This window comes from Georhizobium profundi, assembly GCF_003952725.1.
In the GTDB taxonomy this organism is placed as follows: domain Bacteria; phylum Pseudomonadota; class Alphaproteobacteria; order Rhizobiales; family Rhizobiaceae; genus Georhizobium; species Georhizobium profundi.
In genome coordinates this window covers 2,361,510-2,387,869 of the sequence record NZ_CP032509.1, presented here as the reverse complement: position 1 = coordinate 2,387,869, position 26,360 = coordinate 2,361,510, and the positions used below count along the sequence as shown (strand labels likewise).

Genomic DNA, 26,360 nt, shown 5'->3' with positions numbered 1-26,360 from the left:
CTGAGATCAACGCCTCACTCTAGAACCCGCGACGATTGATCTGCGCGAGACTGCTCAGCATGTCCGCGCCGAGCGCCGCACCGGCATTGGACGAAAAGAGTGCCAGCGCCGGATCCTGGAAATTGTTGTTTTCCATGTCGAAGAGCGCGGCGAACTGCACGAGGAACTTGTCGAGCTCGCGCGGATCGGAGAAGGATGAAAGATCCAACCGGTCCTCGATCATGCGCGCCTGCGCGTCGATGTCGGACTGGGCGATCTCCTGCGGCAGGCCGAGCGCCACGCGCACCACCTGCTGCAGCGCAGGATCCGCCAGGATGTCGAACGGGCTTTTGATCTCGCCCGCCATGCGCTTGAAATAAAGCGCAAGCCGCACGCCCTCGTTTTCCAGGCCCGCCTCTTCTTCCAGCGTCTGGCGCAAATAGAATTCTTCCGTCTGGATTATGTCGGCTTCCGACTGCACCTTGCCGGTCACTTCCCGGTCGATCGTCCCGTCGGTGTTGAAATTGAAGCTCGCCGCCAGAAGCCGCAGGCTGCGATCGGATTGCGTGTTCACGAAGCTGTCCGGATCGTCCACGTCGCTCGTCAGCACGTCGCGCAGCGTGCGGGTGTCGATCACCTCGGGATCATAACCCTGGCTCTGCAGAAGCACGGCAACCACGCGCCGATCCGCCAGAAGCTGGTCGATCGATGAGACCTTGGCGATCTGCTCGCGATAGTAGCGCACCTCGGTTTCCGCCTGATCCTCCGTCAGCCCCAGAAGCTCGGCCCGTTCGAGATAGTCGGCGGTGAAGGCATTGACCTGCGCTTCCGATTGCGCGCGCCGCGCCGTGGTCGCAAGCCCATCCGCGCCGAAATTGAACGCCTCGGCAAGGCCACGGAAGCGCGCATTGCGCGGCTGGTTGGCAAAGCTGTTCGGATCGTTGAGGTCGCTGGTCAGCGCACGCTTCACGGCATCCTTCGTTTCCGTAAGAGGATCAAGCCCATAGGCCTGCATGACGTAATTGTAGAGCGCGGCATCGCGCATCAGCGCATCGACGGAATTAACCGTCGCCATGGCCGAGCGGAACACGCTTTCGCGTGTCGCGTCGCGGCGTTCGCCGGCATTGTCGTAATTCGACATGAATGCCCGGTTGAGCGTCGTCCGCTGCTCGGTCGTCTGCGCAGGGCCGATCGCCTCACCATCCGTGCCGAAGTTGAACAGGCGGGCCATCTCCCGAAGCGCGCTGTTCGGTGTCGTGCGGGCAAAGCTCGTCGGGTCGGAGAGATCGCTCGTCAGCGCAGCACGAATATCGGCACGCCGCGTCAGCGAAGCCGGCTGGTCGTAGGCGGTCCAGAGATAGTTGACGAGCTTCGGATCGGCCAGCAGATCGTCGACATTGGTGATCGTGCCGATCTTCTCGTTGAAATAGCTGGTCATCAGATCGGCGGCCAGCGGCACGATCCGGTCCGGCACGTCGAACAGATAGTCCTCCGTCGTCTTTCGAACCTGCTCCGCCGTTTGCGCAGGAACGCCGCTGGCCAGCGACCCGTCTGCCTGGAAATTGAACTGCTGAGCCAGCGAAAGATAGTTCCGGTTCTCCGGCCGGTTGGCGAAACTGGTCGGATCGGAGAGATCGCTCGTGAGAATCTCCCGCAGAAAATCGGCCGAATAATAGCGCGTGTCGATCACATTGGCCTTTAGCGCAACCTCGACCAGCCGCCGGTCGGCCAGGAACTCGTCGACATTGGTGATCTGGCCGATGCGCGCCTTGTAGTTTTCGAATTCCGCCGCATAGGCACGGCCGGCATTCTGCACGCTCACATCGTAAAGCCCGATCAGATCCTCGGTCTGCCGGTCAGACTGGATGTCCGGCTTCACCTGCGCTTCTGCATTGCCGGCAAAGGAAAACGCCTTCGCGAAGTTCCGATAGCGCTCGTCCTCGAGCTTGTTGGCGAAACTGTCGCTGTCGGAGAGATCGCTTTCCAGCACCTGCCGCATGAAGGCGCGCGCATAGGTCATCTCTTCCAGCCCGTAGGCCTTCATCGCATAGGAGTAGACGCGGTAATCGTCGAGAAACTCCTCGACCGTGGAAATCTTGCCGATCGTCTCGCGATAATACTGCGCCTCCCGCGCCACCACCGCATCATCCGCCACCCGCCCGATGCTGCGCGACATGTCGCGATCGATGAGGTTGTAACTGAGATAGGTCGAAAGCATGCAGCGACTCCGCGACGTGAGGTGCGCGGAGTGTCAGGGACTGGGCTTGCGTGGGGCTGGTGGGGGGTGTGGTGTGGCCATAGGTCTCGATTCCAATCCCCATATTGAACATCGCACGAGCTACTATCTCACAAGAGTTAAATCTGAACGGTTAGGTCGTGAGCGTATTGGTCCCGCTAATCCGAACAATAAGGACTCGATCTCTTCACGAGGCATGTTCAATTCCTCGGCAATCTCGTTCTTCGTAATGCCCTTCGACCAAAGCGCAGAAAGTATTTTTGCAAGTAACGTGGAGATTTCGCGTTCCACGCCTAAAGGCTCACTTTTTCTGTATCCCCGCTGCCCCAAGTCGATAATGATTGACCGGTAGTTCCAATCGGAAAGCATACCAAGTTGGTGGAGCCGAGTAGCAAGAGCCATCGCAGAGACCTTCCACCGCACCTTTGCGCGGATGATCTGTGAGGAACTATAAACGTTTGATAAGGTGCTCTTAAGATCAGCATCCGGCATTAAAAATGCTGATGCAAAGTTGTTGGCTTGCCTTTCAGCGTCCTCATCTGGCAGTGATTCAGCCTGAGCGTGAAAATGTAGCACCAAATGCCCCAACTCGTGGGCGGCGTCGAAATTTGACCTTTCTGCCGTCTTCATTTGGTTTAAAAATATATAGGGATTATCTGCATGCCAAAATGAATACGCATCAACATTCAGAGTATTCTCAGATAGAGACAAGACGCGTATTCCCTTCGATTCAAATAATCGAAGAATATTTCCTACTGGCCTGTCTCCAAGTCCCCAATGTTGGCGCAACAAACGAGCTGCGACATCAGGCCTACTTTGTTCACGGCTCAAATCAATCAGATCTGGCGCGGGCAAATCAAATCGGGAATTTATCCAATCAAAAAGAGCGATGCCCATCGAACCGGCCGCTAGCGAAGCATTACGCTCTGCTGCCTTCATTTTCTTTAAGCTACGGAATGAAACTGCTTGGGGCTCAAGAATTTCAGGCCGGTCCATAAAAAAGAATTGAATCGGAAAATTTAGTGCTTTCGCCAACTTTTGTGCAGTGAAGTCGTCCGGTTGATGGCCATTCTCAACTTTCGACACTGTTACATCCGTTAAATCAGCCAAAGCGGCAAGCTGCTTACCAGTTAGTTTTCTCCGGTAGCGAGCAACCTTTAGTCGGTCCGCACAAAACATCACACTCATCAATTCTTAAAAGTGACTGTAACGTCGAAATCGTCGATTGGTGCGGTTTCGGGATCGAGACGCGCCAGCCAGTCATCATCAGGACGATCTATGAAAATGCGCTCCACAAACTGCGCATACCTTTTATTCGCGATGATTGGACAGGACAGTTCGACGCTTCCGTCTTCGCCCACCATAACGAAATAAGTGACTATTTCAGCTCCACTATCATGCCGGTTATCAACTGGTACGCGATCAGCATCGGTCTCCAACACCACGCCGAAAAAATCGAATAGAGGTAGCCGGCACAATTGCGCTGCTCCGTTACCCTTTTCAGAGCGAGGCATCGGCGGAAAAGTGGAGTCGCATGAGCGATCCACGTTTTGGAATCCTATACGAAAGCCAAGCTTCGTATTGATTACGGCCTCGACGCCAAGTGTCCTGTCGATCGACCAATCCATATCTATGATCTGTGAACGCAACGCTCCGACACCATGGATATAGGCCAGCGTCCCAGGCGCATTCTGAGGCATTAACGGGCTTGCATCGTCTGAAGCGGCGCGCGCGGAATCGCGAATTGCTAGAATTTGGTCAATCGTCAGCTCGAAATCCGCAAGACGACGGCTCACGTCGATAGGATTGTCGATGATGGCAGTGTTAAACGGCGACATGCGAACCTCGCGTTTAAGAATTTATCCATCATTAGAGGGGAAATAAATTAAACGCACGCAACATTCGGCGCACTACCACAGCTATTTTGGCGTGCAGGAGAAAAGCTCTCACAACGGAATATTATCGTGCTTCTTCCACGGATTGCTCAAACTCTTGTTCCTGAGCATCCTTAGCCCCCGCGCGATCCGCTTGCGGGTCGAGTGCGGCATGATCACCTCGTCGATATAGCCGCGCTCGGCGGCGACGAAGGGAGAGAGGAAGCGGTCTTCGTACATCTTCGTGTGCGCGGCGATCTTTTCCGGGTCGGCGATGTCCTTGCGGAAGATGATCTCGACGGCGCCTTTGGCGCCCATCACGGCGATCTGGGCGGATGGCCAGGCATAGTTGATGTCGCCGCGCAGGTGCTTCGATGCCATCACGTCATAGGCGCCGCCATAGGCCTTGCGGGTGATCACGGTCACCTTCGGCACCGTCGCCTCGCCATAGGCGAAGAGCAGCTTGGCGCCATGCTTGATCAGCCCGCCATATTCCTGCGCCGTGCCCGGCAGGAAGCCCGGCACATCGACAAAGGTGACGATCGGGATGTTGAAGCAGTCGCAGAAGCGCACGAACCGCGCGGCCTTCCGCGAGGCGTCGCTGTCGAGCACGCCGGCCAGCACCATCGGCTGGTTGGCGACGAGGCCCACCGTGCGGCCCTCCACGCGGCCGAAGCCGCAGACGATGTTCTTGGCGAACGCCGCCTGGATCTCGAAGAAATCGCCCTCGTCGATCACTTTGACGATCAATTCTTTCACATCATAGGGCTTGTTGGCGTTGTCGGGCACCAGCGTGTCGAGCGACGCGTCCATCTCGTCGACGCTCTGGTAATTGTCGATCTCCGGCACGTCGGATGTGTTGGATTGCGGCAGAAGGTCGATCAGCCGGCGCATTTGCAACAGCGCCTCGACATCGTTGTCATAGGCCCCGTCGGCGATCGAGGATTTCGTCGTGTGGATCGAGGCGCCGCCGAGTTCCTCGGCGCTCACCGTCTCGTTCGTCACGGTCTTCACCACATCCGGCCCGGTCACGAACATGTAGGACGTGTCGCGTACCATGAAGATGAAGTCGGTCATCGCCGGCGAATAGACGTCGCCGCCCGCGCACGGTCCCATGATCACCGAAATCTGCGGGATGACGCCGGAGGCGAGCACGTTGCGCTGGAAAATCTCCGCATAGCCGCCAAGCGCCGCCACGCCTTCCTGGATCCGCGCGCCGCCCGCGTCGTAGAGCCCGATGATCGGCGCCCGGTTCTTCAGTGCCATGTCCTGAAGCTTGATCACCTTTTCCGCATGCGCCTCAGAAAGAGACCCGCCGAACACCGTGAAATCCTTGGCGAAAATGAAGACCGTTCGGCCGTTCACCGTGCCCCAGCCGGTCACGACGCCGTCGCCGGAGATCTTGGTGTCCTGCATGCCGAAATCGGTGGAGCGGTGCTCGACGAACATGTCGAACTCTTCGAAACTGCCCTCGTCGAGGAAGCACTCGATGCGCTCGCGCGCCGTCAGCTTGCCCTTGGCGTGCTGGGCCGCGATCCGCGCCTCGCCGCCGCCGAGCCTGGCTTTCGCCCGCCGCTCCTCAAGCTCCACCAGCACGTGTTTCAAGCGCGTTCCTCCCGCAGATCTCAGTGTCGGTCTTTATGGTCGTGATCGTTGATGGCCGGGCGGCAGAATGCCTCAACCGTTCCGTCTGGCAAGCAGGACGAAAGCAGCGGCATCGAAATCACGCCGACGGCTTTCCCGGCGCTTGGCCGCTTCGTAATCCTCGCCCCACAGCTCGGCGTTCCAGTTCTCGTCGAGATGCGCCTTCTCCCACGCCTCGTCGGGCGCAAGAGCGCCTTTGGCCAGCGCCATGGCGATCAGCGCCGAGCCCGTCAGGCTCGTCGCCAGATGCAACGCCGCAAGATCGAGCGGCTGGGTAAAAGCCTTGAGCGCCGCACCGAAGGCGGCCAGCGTCTCGCGCGGCTGCGCCACATGCATCACGCCTTCGGCCAGCACGAAGCGTGCCGCAAGCTCCGCCTGCGCCCAGTCGAGCACCGGGTCCCATTCCTCGCTCTGGCGCTCCACCAGCCGCTCGGGCCCGCCCGCGCGGTAGCAGATGAGGTCCGTGCCGGCAAAGCGCAGCACGTCCTCGGCCACGGCCTGCGTGTCCTGCGCAATGCCGTCGATCGCCGTATTGGCGAGCCGTGTCAGCGGCATCGTCGCCGGATCGATCGTTTCGGCCTGCGCGTCCCATTCGGCGGCCGTCTTTTCCGCCGTCACGGCGCTCGGCAGCGTCAGCAAAAGCCGCGCCGGCGTGCGAACCGGCCGCCCGTCGAGGGTCACCAGGAAGCCGCCCTCGTCGTGCTCGGCGAACCCGGCCTGCTTGTAGAAGCGCTTCGGCAGCGGCTTCTGCATCTGCTTCTGCGCGCGCCGCACCGGGTCCGGATCGCTCATCGCCGCTTCGGAAAGCTCCGCAAAGATATCGCGCATCGACCCGTCGTCGCGGCTGCCGGAGTGCTTGTCGTCGTTTTCAGCCATGTCCGTCAGTCCGTCGCACCTTCCGCCTCGTCGAAACCGATGAGGTTGAAGCTCTGTACCATGTGCGGCGGCAGCTCCGCCGTCACGTCGATCGATCCACCCGCGGGATTTGGAATGATGATCCGCCGCGCGTGCAGATGCAGCCGGTTCTGCATGCCGCCCGGCAGCGTCCAGTTCTCGTCCGCGTCGAAATATTTCGGATCGCCGAGAATCGGATGGCCGATGTGGGCGGCGTGGACGCGCAGCTGGTGCGTGCGGCCCGTATAGGGTTCCATCTCCAGCCAGGCGAGGTTCTGCGCCGCCTGCTCGATGATCCGGTAATAGGAAACGGCGTGGTCGGCATCGGGCTCGCCATGCTTGGCAACGCGCATCCGGTCGCCATCCGGCGTCGCTTCCTTCACCAGCCAGGTCGAGATCTTGTCTTCGCGCTTCTTCGGCACGCCGCGCACCAGCGCCCAATAGGTCTTCTTGGTCGTCCGCTCGCGAAACGCTGCCGTCAGCGCCTGCGCCGCGCCGCGCGTGCGGGCAACGACCAGCACGCCGGAGGTCTCGCGGTCGAGCCGGTGGACGAGCCGCGGCTTCTCGCCCTTCTTGTTGCGCCACACTTCCAGCATGCCATCCACATGGCGCGACAGGCCCGATCCGCCCTGCACCGCAAGGCCGGCCGGCTTGTTGAAAACGTAGACCTTGGGGTCCTCGTAGATCAGCATCTGGCTGAGCAGTTCGTGGTCGGGTGCTGAACGCACCGCGCGCGGCGAGATCGGCCCGGTCTTCTTCTCGTCCACGCCAAGCGGCGGCACGCGCACCATCTGGCCCGGCTGCACCCGCGTGTCGGATTTCACCCGCCCGCCATCGACCCGGATCTGCCCGGAGCGCAAAAGCTTCTGCAACTGCCCGAAGCCGAGCCCCGGATAATGCTGCTTGAACCAGCGGTCGAGCCGCATGCCCGCTTCGTCGCCGTCCACCTTGCGTTGCTCGACGCTTGCCATATCGTTCACAATCCCGTTCAGAAAACCGTCCGCGCCAGCCACAGCCCGCCGATGATCGCGGCAAGCGAGAGCAAGACACTCAATCCCACATAGGCGACGGCGAGGCCCGGGGCGCCGCGCTCCCAGAGAACGATCGTGTCCAGCGAGAAGGCGGAAAAGGTCGTGTAGCCGCCGAGCACGCCCGTGGCAAGGAAGAGCCGCAATTCGACCGATGCGCCGAAGCGCCGCGCCACCACTTCCACCAGCACGCCCATCAGAAACGAGCCGATGACGTTGACCGCAAGCGTGCCGAAGGGAAAGTTCGGCCCGAGCAGCCTGAACGCGGCGAGATTGGTGAGGTGGCGAAGCGCGGCGCCAAGCCCGCCACCGAGCGCAACGAGAAGCGTGTGAACCATCAAGCCGTCCAGCTTTCGACACTGTCTGGGCGCAAGACGCGCCTTCAGTCGACACTAAAGCGATTTGTCGACCGTTGGAAACCGCCCGCGACGCCCGTACATATTTTGCTGTTTGACCGCGCCGATCCTGCGATATGTCGTTGTGAAATTCGGCTGCAGCGTCACCGTCTTGCCCGTCCCGCTTTCGAAAGGCCTTTCATGCGTCTCTTCTTCCCGACCGCACTCATTGCCGGCGCCCTCGCCTTCAGTCCCGCCTTAGCCGAAGATCTCACCGCCATCAGCACGACCGCCATGTCGATCACCGGCGACGTCAGCCTCGATGACAGCGAGATCGTCTTCTCGGATGGACAGTCGCTGGTGTTCGACGAACTGGTCCAGGATGTCTTCGTCGTCGATGGTGAGAAGGTGGCAGCCTCGGTCTACAGCGTTAGCGAACCGCAGGTGCTGGAGCTTCTGAACGGCAACACGCTCTGCGGCGACGGGTTCGTCACCTATGTCGCGACATGGGCGGGCATGGACGACCTGACGATCGTCGCGATGTTCGACACGCAGGACGTGCCGGGCTCCGATGAGGAGATGTGCGCGTCTTTCACCTACGAATAGTCTGCGGCGCTATGGACGCAGCCTCTCAGAGGCTGCGGCTGTGGCCGTTTTCGTCCACCACGAAGCTCAGCTTGAACTGAACGCCGTCCGGCGGAAAAGTGAGAGCTGCCTGCCCGCCAAGTTCCGGCCCGGCGCTGCGGCGAATGAGCGTCGTGCCGAAGCCCGCCGCTTCCGGCTCGACGACCGGCGGACCGCCGCTTTCCTTCCAGGTCATTTCGACCCGGCGCTCGCCATGGCGATCGAGCGGTGCAGTCCAGGTCACGTCGACACGGCCCGTCGGCGTGGACAGCGCGCCGTATTTCGCAGCGTTCGTTCCGAGTTCGTGGATGATCAGGCCGAGCACCAATGCCGAATTCGGCTGCAAATCCACCCGGCCTCCGTCCATGACGATCTGGCGGGCATGCTTGCGCTGGTAAGGCGCCAGAATGCGCTCGAGGACGTCGCGCAGCCCGGTGCTCGTCCAGTTCGCCTCGAACAAGAGCGCATGGGCATCCGACATCGCGTGGATCCGGCCGAGCAGCCGCTCTTCCAGATCCTGCTTGGACACGCTGTGGCGCGCCGTGTTGCGAATGATCGAGGCAACCACGGCCAGCGTGTTCTTCACGCGGTGGCTGAGTTCGTGAACCAGCAAATCCTGCTGCTGGCGGGCGCGGCGCTGCTCTTCGCGCAGGCGCGCTTCGGCGAGCGCGCGCTTCACCGCCGGGGCCAGCCGGATCAGGCGCTGCTTCAGCACGTAGTCGGTCGCGCCCTTGCGGAAGGATTCGATCGCGATCTCTTCCCCGAGCACACCGGACACGAAGATGAACGGGGCTGCCGGCGCCAGTTCAATCGCCATTTCGAGTGCGGCCAGGCCATCGAAACCGGGCAGCGAGTAGTCGCATAGGATCACATCGACCGAATGGGTCCTCAGCGCTTGCTCGTAGTCGCTGCGCCCGACTGCGCGCAGGATCTCGACGGAATCCCCCAGATCGCCCAGATGCTCCTGGATCAGATCCGCGTCGAAATCACTGTCTTCAAGGAGAACGATCCGGGTGACGCGCTGATCGGCGCGTACGGGTTGAACGCTCATTTCCATTCGAGATCCCGCAGCGGAGCAGGTTCGTTGAGGAGCGCCCAGAACACGCCGAGATTGCTGATGGCTTCCATGAACTGGCCGAATTCCACTGGCTTGACCACGAAGGCGTTCACGCCAAGCTCGTAGCTGGCAATCAGATCCTGCTCTTCGCGCGACGATGTCAGCATCACCACCGGAACGCGCTGCAGGAAGGCGTGGGACTTGATCTTTTCAAGCACTTCCAGCCCATCGATCTTGGGCAGCTTCAGGTCCAGCAGAACGACGGTCGGCTCGCCCTCGTTGCGGCCTTCGAACTTGCCGCGCCGGAACAGATAATCGAGCGCTTCTTCACCATCGCGGGCAACGGCGATTTCGTTGACGATGTTGCAGCGGCGCAGTGCCTCTAGCGTCAGTTCGAGGTCTTTGGGGTTGTCTTCGACAAGCAGAATGGGACGGTAATCAGTCATCAATCCTAACCTTTAGAGGGAGGCTGAAACCGAACGTGGCACCCTCGCCCACGCTCCCTTCTGCCCAGACTCGGCCCTTGTGCCGGTCTATGATGCGCCGAACCAGTGCAAGGCCAATTCCCGTCCCCTGGAAGTCCTCGGTTCGCTGCAGGCGCTGAAACACGCCGAACAGCTTGCCAAGGTAAGCCATGTCAAAGCCGACACCATTGTCGGAAATCTGATAGCAAATCTCGTCGCCATCGCGCCACCCTCGAATTGCAATCCGTGACACTTCTTCGCGAGCAGTATACTTGACAGCATTGTCGATGAGGTTTTGCCAGACCTGCCGGATCAGTGTCGGATCGCCTCTCGCAATGGGCAGCGCCGCCACGTCCCATTCGATCTGCCGCTGCTCGATCAGCCGCGTCGTCGAATGACGCACCTCCGAGACGATTTTGTCCATATCTACGTTCTTCAGCGCGAGCTGCGTGCGTCCGAGATGGGAAAAGTTCAACAGATCGTCCACGAGGCGCCCGGCCGCGAGCGCCGACTCCGAAATACTGTCGAGGTAGTGGCGCGATTTCGCGTCGAGATTGTTCGACCGCCCCTTCAACAGTTCCGAATATCCGACGATGTGACGGAACGGCGCGCGTAGATCGTGCGAAACGGAATAGGAAAACGCCTCGAGTTCCTTGTTGGAGCGTTGCAAGCTTTCGGAGAGATTGGCAAGCACCTCGGCCTTGCGAAGCACGATGCCAACGATGGCGTTGCGCAGATTGCGCGCGGCATCGAGCTCGGCTTCTCGCCAGGGTGTCGATTTGCCCCGCTCCTGATCCTGCCAGGACTGAAACGACTGGCGCGGATGAATACGGCCGGATTCGCGCACCACCATGTGCGGATCTCCGCCCCAGGTCACGGTCCGTATCACCTCCGGTCGAAACCAGATCAGCCAGTGAGGATAGAGTTCCGAAATGCGCACGGCCAGCAAACCGCTCGCCTGCTCGGCAAAACGCTCCGCACCCGGCATCTGCGCTCCGAGATGGTCCGTGTAGAATTCCTGCCGGCCGGTCGATTCCAGAAATTCGACCATCGTCTCGACTTCAGCGGCGTGGGGCGCAGCGCCGAAAACAATGACCTCGTCGTCCATGGCCAGCGCCGCGCCGGTGGCGTCCGCATAGGAGAGCAGCTCGCTTTCCCCTCGCGCGAGCGCAGCACTCAGTTCGTTTTCCTCGGCCATCACTGCCAGCAATCGCCCTTGAAGCGCACTCAGGGCAACGCGCAGGCTGGCATCTTCCAGTCGGGCATGCGCCGAAACCCGCGCGGAAAAAGCTTGAACTGCGAAATCGGCTGCCGCGCGCACATTGGCGGAAACGCTATGGGCGTTGCGGCTGTGGCAGGCCACGAGACCCCACAGCGCTCCGTCGACGAGGATCGAGACCGACATGGACGAGCCGGTCCCCATGTTGCGCATATACTCGAGATGGATGGGCGATACGCTTCTGAGCGCCGCCAGACTGAGATCCAGCGGCGCGTTCAGCTCGGAATCCACCGCAGGCACGAGTGGCACGGGCTCGTAGGATGCGGAGGGTATGAGCCGCAGCCGGTTGGTCCGGTAAAGCTCGCGCGCCTGCGGGGGAATATCCTTGCTCGGAAAGCGAAGGCCAAGATAATTCGGCAGCTCGCCATTGTTGGCCTGGGCGATGACGTGGCCGTTCCACTCCGGATCGAACCGGTAGACCAGTGCCCGGTCGAACCCGGTAATGGCCTGCACGAAAACAGCCGTCTGCCGGGCCGCCGCCGTCAGGTCGTCCATCGAATGGTCGAGCAATGACTGGGAAAAGGCCTGCAGGCGCACGAAAAGCGCTTCAATCGCCTGCTCTTCCCGCTCGCCACGTTGTTCGAATTCGATGATCAGGCGACCCTGCGCATTGGCATGCATCAGCACGGTCAACGTCCTGCCACCGATTTCCAGCGCTTCCTGGAAGCGCTCTTCGTCGGCATCCGCTGCTTTCCTCTCGATCGCATCCCGCAGCGAACGAAGCTCTTCAGGCAAGCCTTCCCCAACCCGCAGATCGAGGCCGACGAAAGTGCCGACATTTGCGCTCGCCTGCGTGACGATGAGTGTGCCAGCGTCCAGGACGATCATTGACCCATGCGGCTGAATGCTGCCCGGGATGCGGATCGGTTCGCTGGCGCAGATCTCGAGATCGCGCGCGTCGCTCATGGGCGGCTCCTCGAGAACCAGTCCTGGAGCCGCTGAAACGTCCGCTCTGCCGCATCCAGCACTTGAGGCGTCATTGACGCCGGCAGCGCATCCAGCGCGGCCTGAGTTTCCCGCCAGATGGCTTCGCCGTCGTCGCTTCGCAAGGAACTCAACCCTTCAGTTGGATACCAGTCTTTATCGCGGGCCCACTGATCGATGTAGCGCCCACCGGCCCGCGAACCTTCCAGCACGTAGAGCACGCCATAGGCCTCCTCCGGCGACGGTGCCGGCATCGTCCTGTCATAGGCGCCGCCCCGCTTGCCACCGAGGCGGATCAGATCGGCCTCCATCAGATCCGCCCGTTCCCGCGCCGCGAGAAACGATCGGTCGATCCCGCAGCCGCGCAGCCAGCACTCATGCGCCTGCTGAAACCCGTGCATGTCCGTAAGGAAAGCTGTGAGGCTTCGGCGGTCGATCGATCGGGGATCCAGGCCGGCGGCGCGCTCAGTCTGCTTGTGGGCGCGCGCCGTATGGTGCCGAAGCTTACGCGAAAGACTTTCCGGCGCCACGTCTGCACTAGAGGGCGTGGCATTGGCTGAAAGAATTGCCAGCAGCGTCATTGTAGGCAGTCACCGCCGTGTTTCGAGAGCATTGCGACCGGACCGGCATCAATGCACGGCGGAACATTCCAGGTGATGTCATGGATCACCCGTCGACAATCGATACAGGTTTTCATCCGGGAGACGCAACCCGGACCGCTTTACATTCAAAGTCGCTTATAAAGCAGCGGCGTCCTGCGTCTCGAGCGACGCGGAATTCCGGCGCCGGATCTCGGCGGCTGCATCGTCATAGAGAAACGGCAGGAATGCATAGCGCGCGCCGACGGTGACGCGCGAAACGGCATGAAGCAACGAACAGGAAAAAACGATCGCCGCCCCGCGTGGCGCCTTGAAGCCGCGCGGAGCATATTCCGGAAACGACACCTCCCCGCCTTCGAAATCCTCGTTCAAATTGATCGATACGGCGAAGCGCCGGTGCATCGTGGCAGGCGTCGTATTGTCCCGGTGAGGCTGAAAATGCCCGCCCTCTTCAGCCGGGTAGCAACCGACCAGATAGCGCTCCATCCGCGTGCACCTGAAGAAATGGACCCGCTCGATCTGCGGCACCACCTTGCGGATGATCCGGCTCTGGACCTCCGAGATCACGGCCGGGTCATCGATGATGAGATCGCGCCGGACCTTGAAGCTTGCATCCTTGATCATCACGGTCTTGCCGTCGCGCTCGCGCATGAAGCCGGAAGACGCGCCGCCCAATTGACGATGCATGCCGATCAGCCGCTCGCAGAAATCAGGTTCGAAGATGTCCGGCAGGACAAGGATCGGCGGCGGCACGGCAAATCCGGCGAAACGGTCTACCGGCGGGGCCGCCGCGACCGCTTCCAGCAGTTCTTCCGCGCACCGCCCGTCTTCCCGCATCGGCACGACACGCCGGATGGTGAATGCAGGATCGATGAAGAGCCACACCGATCGAGGCAGACGGCGCACACCCGATGCACCCGTCGTAGCGCCCGCAAGCCGCGCCACGGCCCCGTCATGATCCCGAAAAATCCGCCGTCCAGGCAGCTGGTCGACAAGCGTTTCTTGCGTTTCGTCATCGGGGTCACGCGTGGCGATGAACAGCCGGGCGTGCCGATCGTCGAAAACATCGTCTGCTGCCATCATGGTCGCGACCGCGCGCCGGCAATCGTCGTCCGTGCTGCTGGCAACGAGCCCCAGGACCAGCCAGCAGCCGCCCATCGTGTCGAAGCTGAACTGCGGGTTGCTCCGTGTCCGGGCCTTGAATGGTGGCATGCGGTCGCCTGGCTCGAACCGAACACCTGTCGATGTGAAGTGCCTGCCATTCATGGTTCGCGCCCCCCGGCCTGCCGAACATGATCGAGGCAGTAGTGTAACCGCGGCAGAACAGACGGTGCATCGGACCGAAGTCCGATCAACCTCCGGGACTTATCGGACGGCTCGGTTCTACTCCAACTAGCGAACCTGCCGCTCGCGGCGCTTCGAAGCCCAGAAATCGAGCCGTTTGCGGATTTCGCGTTCGAACCCGCGCTCCGGCGGGTCGTAAAAGCGCGTGCCGCTCAGCGCATCCGGCAAATAGGTCTGTCCCGAGAAGGCGTCAGGCGCGTCGTGGTCGTATTCGTAACCGCTGCCATAGCCCTCCTCCTTCATCAGCTTCGTTGGCGCATTCAGGATGTGCTTCGGCGGCAGCAGCGACCCGTGTTCTTTCGCAGCCCGCATCGCCGCCTTGAAAGCCACATAGACACCGTTCGATTTCGGCGCGGTCGCGATGTAGACGCAGGCCTCCGCCAGCGCCAGCTCGCCTTCCGGCGAGCCGAGATAATCGTAGGCGTCCTTGGCCGCATTGGCGACGACAAGCGCCTGCGGATCGGCAAGCCCTACATCCTCTGCCGCCATGCGCACGAGCCGGCGGCCAATATAGAGCGGGTCTTCCCCCGCATCGAACATGCGGGCCAGATAGTAGAGCGCCGCATCCGGATCCGATCCCCGCACGGATTTGTGCAAAGCGGAGATCAGATTGTAGTGCCCGTCCTGGCCTTTGTCATAAACCGGCGCGCGCCGCTGGACGATCCGCTGCAGCGTCTCCGCATCCACTTCCTCGCTGGGGCTGGCAGCACGCCACACCTCTTCGGCAAGCGTCAGGATCGCGCGCCCGTCGCCATCCGCCATCCGCAGCATGATCGCGCGCGCCTCGGCCGTCACCGGCAACGGACGGCCTTCCGCTTCCTCAGCACGCGTCAGAAGCTGGGAAAGGCTGTCGGCGTCATGGGAGCGGAAGGAAAGAACCCGGGCACGCGACAGGAGAGCCGCGTTGAGCTCGAAGGACGGGTTTTCCGTCGTCGCGCCGATCAGAACCACCGTTCCGTCTTCCATGACTGGAAGGAAGCTGTCCTGCTGCGCCCGGTTGAAGCGGTGGATCTCGTCGACGAAAAGCAGCGTCTGCCGGCCGGACATGCGCCGTGCGCGCGCCGTTTCGAACACCTTCTTGAGGTCCGCCACGCCCGAGAAAATCGCCGATATCTGCTCGAAAGCGAGTTCCGTTTCACCCGCGAGCAACCGCGCGACGGTCGTCTTGCCGGTCCCTGGCGGCCCCCAGAAGATCATGGAACCCAGCGAGCCCGAGCGGATCATGCGGGTCAGCGCGCCATCGGGTCCGGTGAGATGCGCCTGGCCGGTCACCTCGCTCAGCGATTTCGGCCGCAGCCGATCCGCCAGCGGCCTCGGCGTGCCGCCTGTCGGATCGAGGCCATGGGTGAAGAGATCGGCCATCGCGAAATTGCCTAGCGAATGAACTGGCGCATCAGATTCCCACCGCGGTCGATATCGAAGCGCCAGAGCCCCGCACCTGCCGCCAGGATCTCCGCCAACTGATCGGGGCCGGTGATGTCCGTGCCGTTGACGGCCATCACGATATCGCCGGGTCGAAGCCCATAGCGCGCAGCCGGCGAGCGTCCGTCCACCTCCAGCACGACGACGCCGCTTTCTGGTCTGGAGCGCAACCGCAGGCGCTGGACCACATCGGGGGTGATGTCTGCCACGACGGCGCCGGCGAGCGGGTTGCTGCCGGTCAGCAGCAATTCGATCGTCTCCGGCGGCGCCTCCAGCGCAACCTCGATCGTCTTCGTTTCTCCGCGCGACAGCACCTCCAGCTGAGCCGTGCCGCCGATACCGGCCGTCGCCAACCGGTAACCGACCGCGTCCGGGTGCTCCACCGCCCGGCCATTGACGGCCGTCACGATGTCGCCAGGCAAAAGCCCGGCCGCAGCCGCGGGTCCGTCGTCCTGAACGTCGTTGACGAGCGCACCGGAGATGCGCGGCGCGCCCAGCGCTTCGGCAATGTCGGCCGTCACCGGCTCGAAGGTCGCCCCGATGAAAGGCCGCACGAAGGTATCGCTGCCGGTCTCGGCCGCAGCAGCCACGGCACGCACCATATTGGCCGGGATGGCGAAACCGATGCCGTTCGAACCGCCCGAGCGCGAATAGATCGCCGTGTTGATGCCGATGAGGTTGCCGTTCATGTCGATCAGCGCGCCACCGGAATTGCCCGGGTTGATCGCCGCATCGGTCTGGATGAAGAAACCGAAATCGGAGATGCCGACCTGGTTGCGTGCCAACGCCGAGACGATCCCGCTCGTCACCGTCTGCCCCACGCCGAACGGATTGCCGATCGCGAGCACCAGATCGCCGACCTCCACCGCATCGGAATCGCCGAGCGGCAACGTCTCGAACGCCACATTCGCATCGATTTTCAGGATCGCCAGGTCGATCGTCTCGTCCCTCAGGATGATCTCGCTCGCATATTCGCGTCCGTCGGAAAACGCCACGCGCACCTGGTCCGCGCCATCGATCACATGGTTGTTGGTGATCACGACGCCGGACGCATCTATGACCACGCCAGAGCCAAGCGACGATTGGCGCTGCGAACGATGGGGCATCTGCTGGCCGAAGAAGCGTTCGAAGAACGGATCGCCCTGGAACGGCGAGCGCTGCCGCACTTCCCGCTCGGCATAAACGTTCACGACCGCAGGTGCCGTCTGACGCACGAGCGGCGCGAAGGAAAGCTGCATCTCCTCGCGGCTTTCCGGCAAGCGCGTGGTCTCCTGCGCGGAAGAATTGCCTTGGTCCGCGTTGCTTTGGGCCGCGTCGCCCCGCGGCGCACCCCCGAGCAGATTGTCCAAAAGTCCCTCCAGCGGACGCCGGGTACCCGCATCGTCCTGGGCCTCCTGGGCCATGACCGGGCTCAGCCCCACGATCACGGCCATGCTCAGAATGGAGAACAATCGGGCCAGCTTCTGCATCGTCGCAACTCTCATGGAGGAATCGTTCGAGTGATAGGTGGCATGGATGGCTGAAACAAGGAAAGCGGTCTCTCCACGTATCCCGATTTCAAGCCCACGCACCGTTCGGCGGGCGCTTCAAAATGTGATCGCGAAAGCCGCACTTGCGCGTGCCCCGAAGCGGGTTCGGTGGTAGGATTTCGGCCGTGAAGTAGCGTCTTCTTCGATGGAGGATCCTATGAAGCATGAAAACCCCGACATCATGGAACTGGAAGCCAGGCCGCTTGCCCCCGAAGCGCCGCCGATGGATCGGCGTGCGCGCATTGCCCGCTGGGCGGCCTGCCTCGAAGCGCATGAAGGTCCGCTCGCGGCACTGCGGCGGATCGAATTCATGGCACCGGAGCTGCGCCGGGCCTATCGCGACCCGGCCTCGCCGCTCACCGTCGCCTTCAACGATCCGGTGCTGCGGCAGGAAGGATTGGCCGGCGATACGCTCGGCGACGTCATGGACTTCTTCGACATGACGCACGAGGACACGCACCGCCTGCTTTGCGACTGCCACTACCACGGCACCATGACGGGCCCCGGCCTCGCCGGCCGGCTGCGCCAGTTCGCCGGCAGACGCGAAGCCGGCACGCTCTGGCAACGCGCGCAAAACGTGCTCTCCGGTCGCGCCTGACGCGCAGCGTCATTGACTTGTGACGGCGGAAAGAATGCGGCGGCAGCGCGAAAGCTGCCTCCGCGCCTGAAGCGTCTCCAGGTGAAGCGGATGCTGGTTCGCCGCGCAGCGCTCAGACCAGTTCGACGTCGATGACCCCCGGCGCCGCCTTCATCGCCGAGGCGATCTGCGGTGACAGACGGTAGCGATCCGGAAGCTCGACCTCGATCTGGCGCTTTCCGTTGTCCTTCAGCACCACGAAGGACACGAGGCCTTCGCCCTTGGCGTTCAGATGCGTCGCGATGGATTTAAGCGGCCCGCTGTCGCGCACATAGACGCGCAGCGCCTTTTGCATCTGCACCGAACGCTCCTCGAGCGACTGGACCGTCTGGATGCGAAGCCCGATCCCCTCGGGCCGCTCGTCGGCACCCACTGTGATCACCAGCGACTGGCCCGGCTCCAGAAGGTCGCGATATTGCGCGAGCGCTTCGGAGAAGAGCACCGCCTCAAACTGGCCGGAGGAATCCGAAAACGTCACGATCCCCATGCGATTGCCGGTACGCGTCTTGCGCTCCTGCCTGCCCGTCACCGTGCCGGCCAGCCGGCCCGCCGTCGCTCCGCTTTTCACCGCGACCGCGAAATCCTGGTAGGTCTGAACGCGCAGGCGCTTGAGGATGTCGTTATAATTGTCGAGCGGATGCGCCGAGAGATAGAAGCCGAGTGCCACATATTCCCGGTGCAGCTTGTCCGATGCGAGCCAGGCATCGACCTCCGGAAAATGGATGCGCTCCGGACCGGTCGCGGCCCCCGCGCCGAACATGTCGTGCTGGCCCGATGTCCGCTCTTCCGCCGCGCGCTGCGCAAAGCCGACCATCCGGTCGATACCCGCGACCAGCCGCGCCCGGTCGATGCCGAAACAATCGAGCGCGCCTGCCGCGATCAGCTGCTCCAGCGTGCGGCGGTTGACCACCTTCGGATCGATCCGCAGGCAGAAATCCTCGATCGAAGCAAAGGGCCGGTCGCCGCGCACGGACACGATATGCTCCACCGCCCCCTCGCCCACGCCCTTGATGGCCGCCAGCGAATAATAAATGCGGTTTTCGCCCGTCTCGAACAGCCGGAACGAGGTCTGCACCGATGGCGGCACGATCTCAATGCCGAGCCGGCGCGCATCCTGCCTGAAGTCGTTGATCTTGTCCGTGTTGGCCATATCGTAGGTCATCGACGCGGCCAGGAACTCGACTGGGTAATGCGCCTTCAGATAGGCCGTCTGATACGACACGATGCCATAGGCGGCGGCGTGGGATTTGTTGAAGCCGTAATTCGCGAACTTCGCCAAAAGGTCGAAGATCATGTCGGCCTGCGGCTTCGATACGCCGCGCTCGACCGCACCGGAGACGAAGCGCTCGCGCTGCTGGTCCATCTCCTCCTTGATCTTCTTGCCCATGGCGCGGCGCAGAAGATCGGCTTCACCGAGCGAGTATCCGGCCAGAACCTGGGCGATCTGCATCACCTGCTCCTGGTAGACGATGACGCCCTGCGTCTCTTCCAGGATGTAGTCGATCTTCGGGTGGATCGACGCGAGTTCCTCCTCGCCATGCTTGCGCGCGTTATAGACCGGGATGTTCTCCATCGGGCCCGGCCGATAGAGCGCCACGAGCGCAATGATATCCTCGATTCGGTCCGGCCGCATGCCGATCAGCGCCTTGCGCATGCCGGCCGATTCCACCTGGAACACGCCGACCGTCTCGCCGCGCGACATCATCTCGTAGGTCGGCTGGTCATCGAGCGGCAATGCCGCGAGATCGAGCTGAATGCCGCGCTTGGCGACGAAATCGACCGCGGTCTTCAAAACCGTCAGGGTCTTCAGGCCCAGAAAGTCGAACTTCACGAGCCCGGCCTGCTCCACCCATTTCATGTTGAACTGCGTCACGCCCATGTCCGAGCGCGGATCGCGGTACATCGGGACGAGCTTCGAGAGCGGCCGGTCCCCGATCACGATGCCGGCGGCATGCGTCGAGGCGTGGCGGTAGAGCCCTTCGAGCTTCTGCGCGATGGCGAGCAGCTTGGCGACCACAGGTTCGGCATCGGCCGCTTCCTGCAGGCGCGGCTCCTCCTCGATCGCCTTGCCGAGCGGCGTCGGGTTGGCGGGATTGTTCGGCACGAGCTTGCAGATCTTGTCGACCTGGCCATAGGGCATTTCGAGCACGCGACCGACGTCGCGCAGCGCAGCACGCGCCTGCAGCGAGCCGAAGGTGATGATCTGTCCCACTTGCTCGCGGCCGTATTTCTCCTGAACGTAGCGGATCACCTCCTCGCGCCGGTCCTGGCAGAAGTCGATGTCGAAGTCGGGCATCGAAACGCGGGCGGGATTGAGAAAGCGCTCGAAAAGCAGCGAGAAGCGCAACGGATCGACGTCGGTGATCGTCAGCGCATAGGCGACGAGCGAGCCGGCACCAGAACCACGGCCGGGCCCTACCGGAATGCCGTGCGCTTTCGCCCATTTGATGAAGTCGGCAACGATCAGGAAGTAGCCCGGGAACTTCATGTTCTCGATGATGTCGAGCTCGACCTTCAATCGGTCATGATAATCGGTCTCGCTGTAGCCAGCGCTGATCCCGAGCTTGGCGATCCGCTCGGCAAGCCCAAGCTCCGCCTGGCGCCGCAACTCGGCACTTTCGGCCAGATTGTCTGCGTCCGGATCGTCCGTCGCTCCGGTGAAACGCGGTAGGATGGGCTTGACCGTTCCAAGCAGGAACGAGCAGCGCATCGAAATCTCGATCGTGTTGTCCAGCGCTTCCGGCAGATCGGAAAACAGCGCCGCCATCTCCTTCTGACTCTTGAGGCAGTGGTCCTCCGTCAGACGGAACCGGTTGTCGTCGGAAACCATGGCGTTGTGCGCCACCGCCATCAGCGCGTCATGCGCCTCGAAATCCGCAGGCTTCAGGAAGAACGCCTCGTTGGTGGCGACGAGCGGCAGGTCATATTCATAGGCAAGCCCAATCATCCGGGCCTCGCGGGCGCGATCGTAATTGCGCGGCCGCTGTAGTTCCACGTAGAGCCGGTCGCCGAAGATCGCCTTTAGTGAAACGAGCCGCGCGACCGCCCTCGGGCCATCGCCTTCACCGAGCGCCCGTTCCACCGGCCCGCCGGGCCCGCCGGTCAGCGCAATCAGCCCGTCGGCATCGTCCTGCAGCCAGGAAAGCTTCAGATGCGGCCGCTCCGAACCCGTCCCGTCCAAATAGGCGCGGCTGACGAGATCGACGAGCCGCGCATAGCCGCCCTCGCTCGATGCCAGAAGCACGATGGCCGGACGCCGGGCGAGCTGCTCGCGCGGGTTCCGCCGCTCGACGGTCGCCTCGTCCTCCATTTCGAGGTCCATCTGGCAACCGATGATCGGCTGAACGCCCGATTCCTGCGCCTTCACCGAGAATTCAAGCGCGCCGAAAAGATTGTTCGTGTCGGTGACCGCGATGGCGGGCTGGTTGTCGGATACGGCCTGGCCGATGATCTTCTTGAGCGGCAACGCGCCCTCAAGCAGCGAGTAGGACGAATGCACCCTGAGATGGATGAACTTCAGTTCGCCCGAAGGCCCGTGCTCCGCCATACCGCCACACCCGCTCGATCAGAAAATTTCGAGGCGCGTTCGTACCCATGGGTTAGCCATGCGTCTGAACAGAATCGCCTGTGCGATAGTCGGCATGCGGTCGGGGCCTGTCCACCCACGGAGGGCGGAAACCGCCTTCCGAGAAACTTGTCCCCACCATCCACAGGCATCAGCGGCCTAGAGAGGGTCGGCAGTGGGGTTCGCTGATCACATCGCCATGAGGACGACGGAGAAACCGGCAATGAAGACAGACATGGAGGCTAGCGCGGCAACATCACGAAGCATGATCATCTGGATATCTCCTTTTCCTTATCTGATCTCACTATGTTCTGTTTTTGTTCTGTTGTAAATCGCATTTCAACGAACCGCGCGGCCGATCCCGGCGATAGTGAACAAAAAGTGAATACCGCTCTCGTGGAAACTAGCGCCGCGGTGGGCGACGCCGCTTTGCCCGCTCCGATCGCTCAGCCGCCTCGATCGCAAGGCTCAGCCATTCGGCCCGGGCATCGATGTCGTCGAGCGCATCTTCGGGCACCGACCAGTAGGGCATGGCGATGGCCTTACGACCCGGGCGGCCTGCATAGACCCATTGCGTGGCGCCCGCCTCCGCGAACCGGGGTGCGCTGTCGGCATCGGCTTTCAGCAACAGGTCGCCACTCACTTCGAGCGCGATGATACGGCCATCGGCATAGATGCCCTTGCCGCCGAACATCGATCTAACCCGCACCGGGCCGATCGGCGCGAAGAATTCCTCGATATCGACCTGGTCCATCTCGTGCCTCGCTTGAAGTGCGTCATGCGGCGTTTATCTTCCACGCGATGGCGAAGATGCGCAAGAAATCCGACCTGCCGGAAAAGCCCTGCCAGGCCTGCGGACGGCCCATGGTCTGGCGCAAGAGCTGGGCAAAGACCTGGGACGAGGTGCGCTACTGTTCCGAGCGCTGCCGACGCAACCGCCCAACGGACGTCAAGCCGACCCTCAGGCCCTGAGCACGCCGCCGGCGGCGGCCACCGCTTCTGGCGTGTCCACGTCGAGCTGCGCCGCCTGCCCGATATCGACATCGATGATCCGAAGCCCGCTCGTCTCCACGATCTGGCGCGCGCCGACGTCTCCCTCCAGTGCCAGCACCGCATCGAAGGTCGACCGCGGAAGGATAACCGGGTTTCCCCGCTTCTCGCCGCTCGCCGCCCGCACGATCGCCTCGCCGCCGGCGCGCTGGAAAGCATTAATGAGCTTACCGATCTCGCCCGGGCCTATACCCGGCATGTCGGCGAGGAGGATGATCGCCCCGTCGATATCGGCGTCGAGCGCGGCGATCCCGGCCTTCAGCGAGGATGCCATGCCGCTGGCATAAGCCGGGTTGGTGAGCGTCACCAGATCGAGCCCGGCAAGCGCCGCCGTCACCTCATCTGTGCGGTGGCCGGTCACGGCGATCAGCGGCGTCAGGCCGGCGTCCAGTCCCGCCCGGGCCGTTCGCCACACCAGCGCTTCGCCATCGAACTCCGCCAGAAGTTTGTGCGCACCATCGATGCCCATGCGGCTTGCCTTGCCGGCTGCAAGCAGCACGCCACCAACCGTTGGCTGCGACACATACTGCCGGACGATGCGCGGCTGCGGCCGGCTCGCGATCTCCGTCAGGAGCCCGCCGACGCCCATCCCGGCAATGTCCGCGCGCGTCACGGTTTCACCGGCAAGAATGCGCGCCAGCACCCAGTCAAACCCATTTTCCTTGGGGCTGCGCGCGCAGCCCGGCGCACCGATCACCGGCTTGCCGTCGATCGCACCCAGGACCAGCAGATTGCCGGGATCGACCGGCATGCCGACAGCCTCGACCTGACCGCCCGCCTGCCGGATCGCCTCGGGGATCACATCGTAAGGGTCCGCGACGGCCGAAGCACCGAACACGATGAGAATATCGGCACCATTCACCGTGTTGCGCAGCGCCTCAGCAAGCACACCGGTTTCATGCGCCACGCGTGTTTCACTCAAAAGCGTGCTGCCGGAAGGCGCAAGCCGCACTTCCAGCAGCGCCCTGGTCTTGTCCATCACGCTCGGTTTCAGGCTTGGCAGCGTGGTCGCGATGAGCGCGACCTTGGCAGAGCGAAACGGCGTGACACCGATCAATCCCGTTTGGGCGATCGCCATCGTGGCTTCTGCAAGCGCCGGGCCGGCGACGGCAAGTGGAATGATCTTGATCGTCGAGACTATGTCCCCGGCATTCACGGGGCTTCGATCTTTCAAGCAGGCGAAGGTGATGGCAGGATCCACCCGGTTCAGCGCGTCGACGCCCGCTGCATCGACCCGGAAGAGCCCGGAAGCCGCAGCGAAGATGTTGACGCGTCCCGTCGCCGCCTCGCCGATCGTCACGTGGTCGGAATGAAGCGCGGCTGCAAGCCGGGCGGCAGCCGGGTCCTCCGGCTCGTCGCCAGCATCGAGCGCCACCGCAAAGACCGTCGCAACGCCGGCCGCATCGAGGTCTGCAATATCCTGCGCCGTCAGCCGGTGGCCCTTGCGCAACCGCACCGCAGCCGCTTTCACCGAATGGGCAAGAAGCGCATCTTCGGCCTCGCCAATGGGCAGTTCAGCAAACCGCATGGCTCATCCGCCCGCTGATCCGGAGGGCGCGACAAGCGGCCGCCGACGCAGGCTCTCGATGATCTCGGCAAGGATCGCGACGGCAATCTCGCCGGGGCTCGCCGCGCCGATGTCGAGCCCGATCGGCGCCTTGATGCGGGAAGCCGCGTCCTCGCTCACACCCGCCTCACCCAGCCGTTCCAGCCGCTTGCCATGCGTTTTCCGGCTCCCCAGCGCACCCACATAAAAGCAGCCCGCCTCAAGCGCCGCCTTGATCGGATCATCGTCGATCTTCGGATCGTGCGTGACGGCGACGAGCGCCGTGTAGCGATCGAGCGGCATATCCTTCAGCACGTCTTCCGGCCAGTCGGCGAAAAGCTGCGTGCCGGCAAAGCGCTCCTGCGTCGCAAAGGCCGTGCGCGGGTCGATGATCGTCAGATCGTAACCGGCAAGCGCAGCCATCGGCGCCAGGGCCTGGCTGATATGGACCGCGCCGATCACCACAATCCGCGGCGGCGGCACATGCACGTTGAGGAAGTAGCTTCCTCCCTCCACCTCCTCCATGCGGGACGTTCCGCGCCGAAACGCCGCCTCCACGATCGGTGCCAGCGGCCCGTCGATCGTCTCGCCTTCGCGCACGAGCCGGTCGTCGGTACCATCGAGTGCCGTCAGGCGGATTACGGCGCGCCGCGCCTGCCGTTCCGCGTTCAACGCCTGCAGAAGTGTCTGTTCCACGGCCGTTCAGCCCAGTTTCTCGACATAGACGCGAATGCGCCCGCCGCAGGAAAGCCCGACCCGCCAAGCGGTCTCGTCGGCGACCCCGAATTCCAGCATCCGCGGCGCTCCCGCAGCAATCACATCCATCGCTTCGGAGACGACCGCACCCTCGACGCAGCCGCCGGACACCGACCCTTCGAAGTTGCCTTCGCCATCGATCACCAGATGGCTGCCGACGGGGCGTGGCGCCGAGCCCCAGGTCTCGACAACCGTCGCAACGGCGACCGAACGCCCCTCTTTCGCCCAGCCCTCGGCGATCACCAGCGGATCGTCGGCGAGCACGGCAGATAGCATGGTGGATTGCGTCATCATCGTCACATCTCCTTGTTCAGGCCGCAGCAAGACGCCTTGCGGTCATGAAGCGCCTCGGGTCCGCATCGCGGCTCTTGCCGGCGCCAAGCGCTGCCACCAGCCCGCTGATCGCGTCCAGATTATGCACCGCGCGGAATTCGTCCACATGCGGCAGCATCGCCTGCACGCCGCGGGCGCGCGGTTCGAACCCGTCGAAGCGCAAGAGCGGGTTCAGCCAGATCAGCCGCCGGCAGGATCGGTGAAGCCGGTCCATCTCGCGGGACAGATCGTCGGTGCCGTCGCGCTCCAGCCCGTCGGTGATGATCAGCACCACCGCACCCTGGCCGAGCACGCGCCGGCCCCAGAGCCGGTTGAATTCTGCGAGCGTCGTCGCGATCCGCGTCCCGCCCTGCCAGTCCTTCACGGCGTCCGCGCATTCCGCCAGCGCCTCGTCGGGGTCCTTGTGCCGCATCTGCCGCGTCACATTCGTCAGCCGCGTGCCGAAGAGAAAGGTGTGGACCCGTCGGCGCCGCTCCGTCAGCACATGAAGAAAATGCAGGAATATCCGCGTGTACTGGCTCATCGATCCGGAAATATCGGCCAGCACCACCAGCGGCGGATGCACCTCGCGCTGCGTGCGAAAGGCCGGCAGGATCAGTTCGCCGCCACTGCGCAGCGCGCCGCGCATCGTGGCACGCGGATCGATCCGCCCCGGCCGGTGCGTCTGTCGAAACCGCCGCGTCACCACCCGGTCGTCCGGCAGCACCAGATCGGCAAGCGCCTTCTTGGCGCGCGCGATCTCCGGCGCCGTCATCTGCGCGAAATCCGTCTTGCGCAAAACCTCGTTGCCGGATGACGAAAAGCGCGCATCCACCTCGATCTCAGGCTTTTCTTCCGGCGGGCGGGCCTTCTCGTGCCCCTCGAACAGCGCCTGCGAAACGCGGGTTTCACCGGCCTTCAGCTTCTGGCGTTCGCGCATGTCGGGCGCGACCGGCGAGAACATCGCGATCATCTTCTCGACGAGGTCGCGCGACCGCCAATAGAGCCGGAAGGCCTCGTCGAAGATCACATGGTCCTCGTGCCGGTTGACCAGCACCGAATGCAGAACCCAGTAGAAATCGTCGCGATCGCCGACGCCGGCCGTCTTCACCGCCTCGATCGCATCGGTCACCGCGGCTGGGCCGACACGCATGCCGGCCTTGCGCAGCGTGCGCGCGAAATAGACGATGTTGTCGGCAAGCCGCCCGTCAAAGGCGTCCGTCGTGGCCGGCTTCATGATCTCAAGATCGGTGACCATCGCG

23 protein-coding genes are annotated in these 26,360 nt (G+C 62.8%); 3 read left to right on the top strand and 20 right to left on the bottom strand.

Features of this window, described 5'->3' with window-relative positions:
* Positions 1–19 precede the first annotated feature (19 nt).
* The 7 genes from D5400_RS11290 to crcB form a co-directional block, all read right to left on the bottom strand.
* A complete protein-coding gene (locus D5400_RS11290; protein WP_126010109.1) occupies positions 20–2,197 on the bottom strand; it encodes a DUF1217 domain-containing protein in 2,178 nt (725 codons plus the stop codon).
* Positions 2,198–2,320: 123 nt separating this feature from the next.
* The gene (locus D5400_RS11285; protein ID WP_245451270.1) at positions 2,321–3,403 is read right to left on the bottom strand and encodes an ImmA/IrrE family metallo-endopeptidase; all 1,083 of its coding nucleotides are present in this window, start codon (positions 3,401–3,403) and stop codon (positions 2,321–2,323) included.
* Positions 3,403–4,053, bottom strand: a complete 651-nt coding sequence (locus D5400_RS11280) for a hypothetical protein (protein ID WP_126010108.1) — start codon at positions 4,051–4,053, stop codon at positions 3,403–3,405. The genes D5400_RS11285 and D5400_RS11280 overlap by 1 nt, the downstream gene beginning before the upstream one ends.
* 108 nt (positions 4,054–4,161) lie before the next feature.
* Positions 4,162–5,694: an acyl-CoA carboxylase subunit beta gene (locus D5400_RS11275; protein ID WP_126010107.1), complete on the bottom strand. Its 1,533-nt coding sequence runs from the start codon at positions 5,692–5,694 to the stop codon at positions 4,162–4,164.
* Positions 5,695–5,766: 72 nt separating this feature from the next.
* A complete protein-coding gene (locus tag D5400_RS11270; RefSeq protein ID WP_126013137.1) occupies positions 5,767–6,561 on the bottom strand; it encodes an ATP12 family chaperone protein in 795 nt (264 codons plus the stop codon).
* Between the two features lie 53 nt (positions 6,562–6,614).
* On the bottom strand, positions 6,615–7,598 hold the full coding sequence (locus tag D5400_RS11265; RefSeq protein ID WP_126010106.1) for an RluA family pseudouridine synthase: 984 nt from the start codon (positions 7,596–7,598) through the stop codon (positions 6,615–6,617).
* Positions 7,599–7,615: 17 nt separating this feature from the next.
* Positions 7,616–7,993, bottom strand: a complete 378-nt coding sequence (gene crcB, locus D5400_RS11260) for a fluoride efflux transporter CrcB (RefSeq protein WP_126010105.1) — start codon at positions 7,991–7,993, stop codon at positions 7,616–7,618.
* Positions 7,994–8,191: 198 nt separating this feature from the next.
* On the opposite strand from crcB, the gene D5400_RS11255 reads away from it, so the two are divergent.
* Entirely contained in the window at positions 8,192–8,596 is a 405-nt protein-coding gene (locus D5400_RS11255; protein WP_245451269.1) for a hypothetical protein, read from the top strand.
* Between the two features lie 25 nt (positions 8,597–8,621).
* Here the strand turns inward: D5400_RS11255 and D5400_RS11250 are convergent, their stop codons facing one another.
* The 7 genes from D5400_RS11250 to D5400_RS11220 form a co-directional block, all read right to left on the bottom strand.
* Positions 8,622–9,665 (bottom strand): sensor histidine kinase, encoded by a 1,044-nt coding sequence (locus D5400_RS11250; RefSeq protein WP_126010104.1) that lies wholly within the window; start codon positions 9,663–9,665, stop codon positions 8,622–8,624.
* Positions 9,662–10,117, bottom strand: coding sequence for a response regulator (locus D5400_RS11245; RefSeq protein ID WP_126010103.1), 456 nt, complete (start codon positions 10,115–10,117; stop codon positions 9,662–9,664). The genes D5400_RS11250 and D5400_RS11245 overlap by 4 nt, the downstream gene beginning before the upstream one ends.
* The gene (locus tag D5400_RS11240; RefSeq protein ID WP_126010102.1) at positions 10,110–12,320 is read right to left on the bottom strand and encodes an ATP-binding protein; all 2,211 of its coding nucleotides are present in this window, start codon (positions 12,318–12,320) and stop codon (positions 10,110–10,112) included. The genes D5400_RS11245 and D5400_RS11240 overlap by 8 nt, the downstream gene beginning before the upstream one ends.
* Entirely contained in the window at positions 12,317–12,919 is a 603-nt protein-coding gene (locus tag D5400_RS11235) for a biliverdin-producing heme oxygenase (RefSeq protein ID WP_126010101.1), read from the bottom strand. Before D5400_RS11235 ends, D5400_RS11240 begins: the two co-directional genes overlap by 4 nt.
* Positions 12,920–13,075: 156 nt before the next feature.
* Positions 13,076–14,149: a 2OG-Fe(II) oxygenase gene (locus D5400_RS11230; RefSeq protein WP_245451268.1), complete on the bottom strand. Its 1,074-nt coding sequence runs from the start codon at positions 14,147–14,149 to the stop codon at positions 13,076–13,078.
* Positions 14,150–14,329: 180 nt separating this feature from the next.
* A complete protein-coding gene (locus D5400_RS11225) occupies positions 14,330–15,643 on the bottom strand; it encodes a replication-associated recombination protein A (protein ID WP_126010099.1) in 1,314 nt (437 codons plus the stop codon).
* Between the two features lie 11 nt (positions 15,644–15,654).
* The gene (locus D5400_RS11220) at positions 15,655–16,941 is read right to left on the bottom strand and encodes a DegQ family serine endoprotease (RefSeq protein WP_245451549.1); all 1,287 of its coding nucleotides are present in this window, start codon (positions 16,939–16,941) and stop codon (positions 15,655–15,657) included.
* A gap of 448 nt (positions 16,942–17,389) precedes the next feature.
* Here D5400_RS11220 and D5400_RS11215 point away from each other — a divergent pair, with 448 nt between their 5' ends.
* The gene (locus tag D5400_RS11215; protein WP_126010098.1) at positions 17,390–17,830 is read left to right on the top strand and encodes a hypothetical protein; all 441 of its coding nucleotides are present in this window, start codon (positions 17,390–17,392) and stop codon (positions 17,828–17,830) included.
* 112 nt (positions 17,831–17,942) lie between these two features.
* Here the strand turns inward: D5400_RS11215 and dnaE are convergent, their stop codons facing one another.
* Both dnaE and D5400_RS11205 read right to left on the bottom strand, forming a co-directional pair.
* Positions 17,943–21,416 (bottom strand): DNA polymerase III subunit alpha, encoded by a 3,474-nt coding sequence (gene dnaE, locus D5400_RS11210; protein ID WP_126010097.1) that lies wholly within the window; start codon positions 21,414–21,416, stop codon positions 17,943–17,945.
* Positions 21,417–21,837: 421 nt separating this feature from the next.
* Positions 21,838–22,188 carry a TfoX/Sxy family protein gene (locus tag D5400_RS11205; protein ID WP_126010096.1) on the bottom strand — a complete coding sequence of 117 codons (351 nt, stop codon included), beginning with the start codon at positions 22,186–22,188 and terminating at the stop codon, positions 21,838–21,840.
* 47 nt (positions 22,189–22,235) lie between these two features.
* On the opposite strand from D5400_RS11205, the gene D5400_RS11200 reads away from it, so the two are divergent.
* A complete protein-coding gene (locus D5400_RS11200) occupies positions 22,236–22,406 on the top strand; it encodes a DUF2256 domain-containing protein (RefSeq protein ID WP_126010095.1) in 171 nt (56 codons plus the stop codon).
* Here D5400_RS11200 and D5400_RS11195 read toward each other — a convergent pair.
* The 4 genes from D5400_RS11195 to D5400_RS11180 are packed head-to-tail and all read right to left on the bottom strand — an operon-like array spanning position 22,396 to position 26,356.
* Complete coding sequence (locus tag D5400_RS11195; RefSeq protein ID WP_126010094.1) at positions 22,396–24,012, bottom strand: NTP transferase domain-containing protein; 1,617 nt, start codon at positions 24,010–24,012, stop codon at positions 22,396–22,398. The genes D5400_RS11200 and D5400_RS11195 overlap by 11 nt on opposite strands.
* Positions 24,013–24,015: 3 nt before the next feature.
* The gene (locus tag D5400_RS11190) at positions 24,016–24,726 is read right to left on the bottom strand and encodes an XdhC family protein (protein WP_126010093.1); all 711 of its coding nucleotides are present in this window, start codon (positions 24,724–24,726) and stop codon (positions 24,016–24,018) included.
* 6 nt (positions 24,727–24,732) lie between these two features.
* Positions 24,733–25,080 (bottom strand): XdhC family protein, encoded by a 348-nt coding sequence (locus D5400_RS11185; RefSeq protein WP_245451267.1) that lies wholly within the window; start codon positions 25,078–25,080, stop codon positions 24,733–24,735.
* Between the two features lie 16 nt (positions 25,081–25,096).
* Positions 25,097–26,356, bottom strand: coding sequence for a vWA domain-containing protein (locus D5400_RS11180; RefSeq protein WP_245451266.1), 1,260 nt, complete (start codon positions 26,354–26,356; stop codon positions 25,097–25,099).
* Positions 26,357–26,360: the final 4 nt, after the last annotated feature.

Excerpts from the sequence above, each read along its gene's own strand:
- D5400_RS11290 (WP_126010109.1), bottom strand. The coding sequence starts at position 2,197 with ATGCTTTCGACCTATCTCAGTTACAACCTCATCGATCGCGACATGTCG.
- D5400_RS11285 (WP_245451270.1), bottom strand. The coding sequence starts at position 3,403 with ATGAGTGTGATGTTTTGTGCGGACCGACTAAAGGTTGCTCGCTACCGG.
- D5400_RS11280 (WP_126010108.1), bottom strand. The coding sequence starts at position 4,053 with ATGTCGCCGTTTAACACTGCCATCATCGACAATCCTATCGACGTGAGC.
- D5400_RS11270 (WP_126013137.1), bottom strand. The coding sequence starts at position 6,561 with ATGCGCGATATCTTTGCGGAGCTTTCCGAAGCGGCGATGAGCGATCCG.
- D5400_RS11265 (WP_126010106.1), bottom strand. The coding sequence starts at position 7,598 with ATGGCAAGCGTCGAGCAACGCAAGGTGGACGGCGACGAAGCGGGCATG.
- crcB (WP_126010105.1), bottom strand. The coding sequence starts at position 7,993 with ATGGTTCACACGCTTCTCGTTGCGCTCGGTGGCGGGCTTGGCGCCGCG.
- D5400_RS11255 (WP_245451269.1), top strand. The coding sequence starts at position 8,192 with ATGCGTCTCTTCTTCCCGACCGCACTCATTGCCGGCGCCCTCGCCTTC.
- D5400_RS11250 (WP_126010104.1), bottom strand. The coding sequence starts at position 9,665 with ATGAGCGTTCAACCCGTACGCGCCGATCAGCGCGTCACCCGGATCGTT.
- D5400_RS11245 (WP_126010103.1), bottom strand. The coding sequence starts at position 10,117 with ATGACTGATTACCGTCCCATTCTGCTTGTCGAAGACAACCCCAAAGAC.
- D5400_RS11240 (WP_126010102.1), bottom strand. The coding sequence starts at position 12,320 with ATGAGCGACGCGCGCGATCTCGAGATCTGCGCCAGCGAACCGATCCGC.
- D5400_RS11235 (WP_126010101.1), bottom strand. The coding sequence starts at position 12,919 with ATGACGCTGCTGGCAATTCTTTCAGCCAATGCCACGCCCTCTAGTGCA.
- D5400_RS11230 (WP_245451268.1), bottom strand. The coding sequence starts at position 14,149 with ATGCCACCATTCAAGGCCCGGACACGGAGCAACCCGCAGTTCAGCTTC.
- D5400_RS11225 (WP_126010099.1), bottom strand. The coding sequence starts at position 15,643 with ATGGCCGATCTCTTCACCCATGGCCTCGATCCGACAGGCGGCACGCCG.
- D5400_RS11220 (WP_245451549.1), bottom strand. The coding sequence starts at position 16,941 with ATGCAGCTTTCCTTCGCGCCGCTCGTGCGTCAGACGGCACCTGCGGTC.
- D5400_RS11215 (WP_126010098.1), top strand. The coding sequence starts at position 17,390 with ATGAAGCATGAAAACCCCGACATCATGGAACTGGAAGCCAGGCCGCTT.
- dnaE (WP_126010097.1), bottom strand. The coding sequence starts at position 21,416 with ATGGCGGAGCACGGGCCTTCGGGCGAACTGAAGTTCATCCATCTCAGG.
- D5400_RS11205 (WP_126010096.1), bottom strand. The coding sequence starts at position 22,188 with ATGGACCAGGTCGATATCGAGGAATTCTTCGCGCCGATCGGCCCGGTG.
- D5400_RS11200 (WP_126010095.1), top strand. The coding sequence starts at position 22,236 with ATGGCGAAGATGCGCAAGAAATCCGACCTGCCGGAAAAGCCCTGCCAG.
- D5400_RS11195 (WP_126010094.1), bottom strand. The coding sequence starts at position 24,012 with ATGCGGTTTGCTGAACTGCCCATTGGCGAGGCCGAAGATGCGCTTCTT.
- D5400_RS11185 (WP_245451267.1), bottom strand. The coding sequence starts at position 25,080 with ATGATGACGCAATCCACCATGCTATCTGCCGTGCTCGCCGACGATCCG.
- D5400_RS11180 (WP_245451266.1), bottom strand. The coding sequence starts at position 26,356 with ATGGTCACCGATCTTGAGATCATGAAGCCGGCCACGACGGACGCCTTT.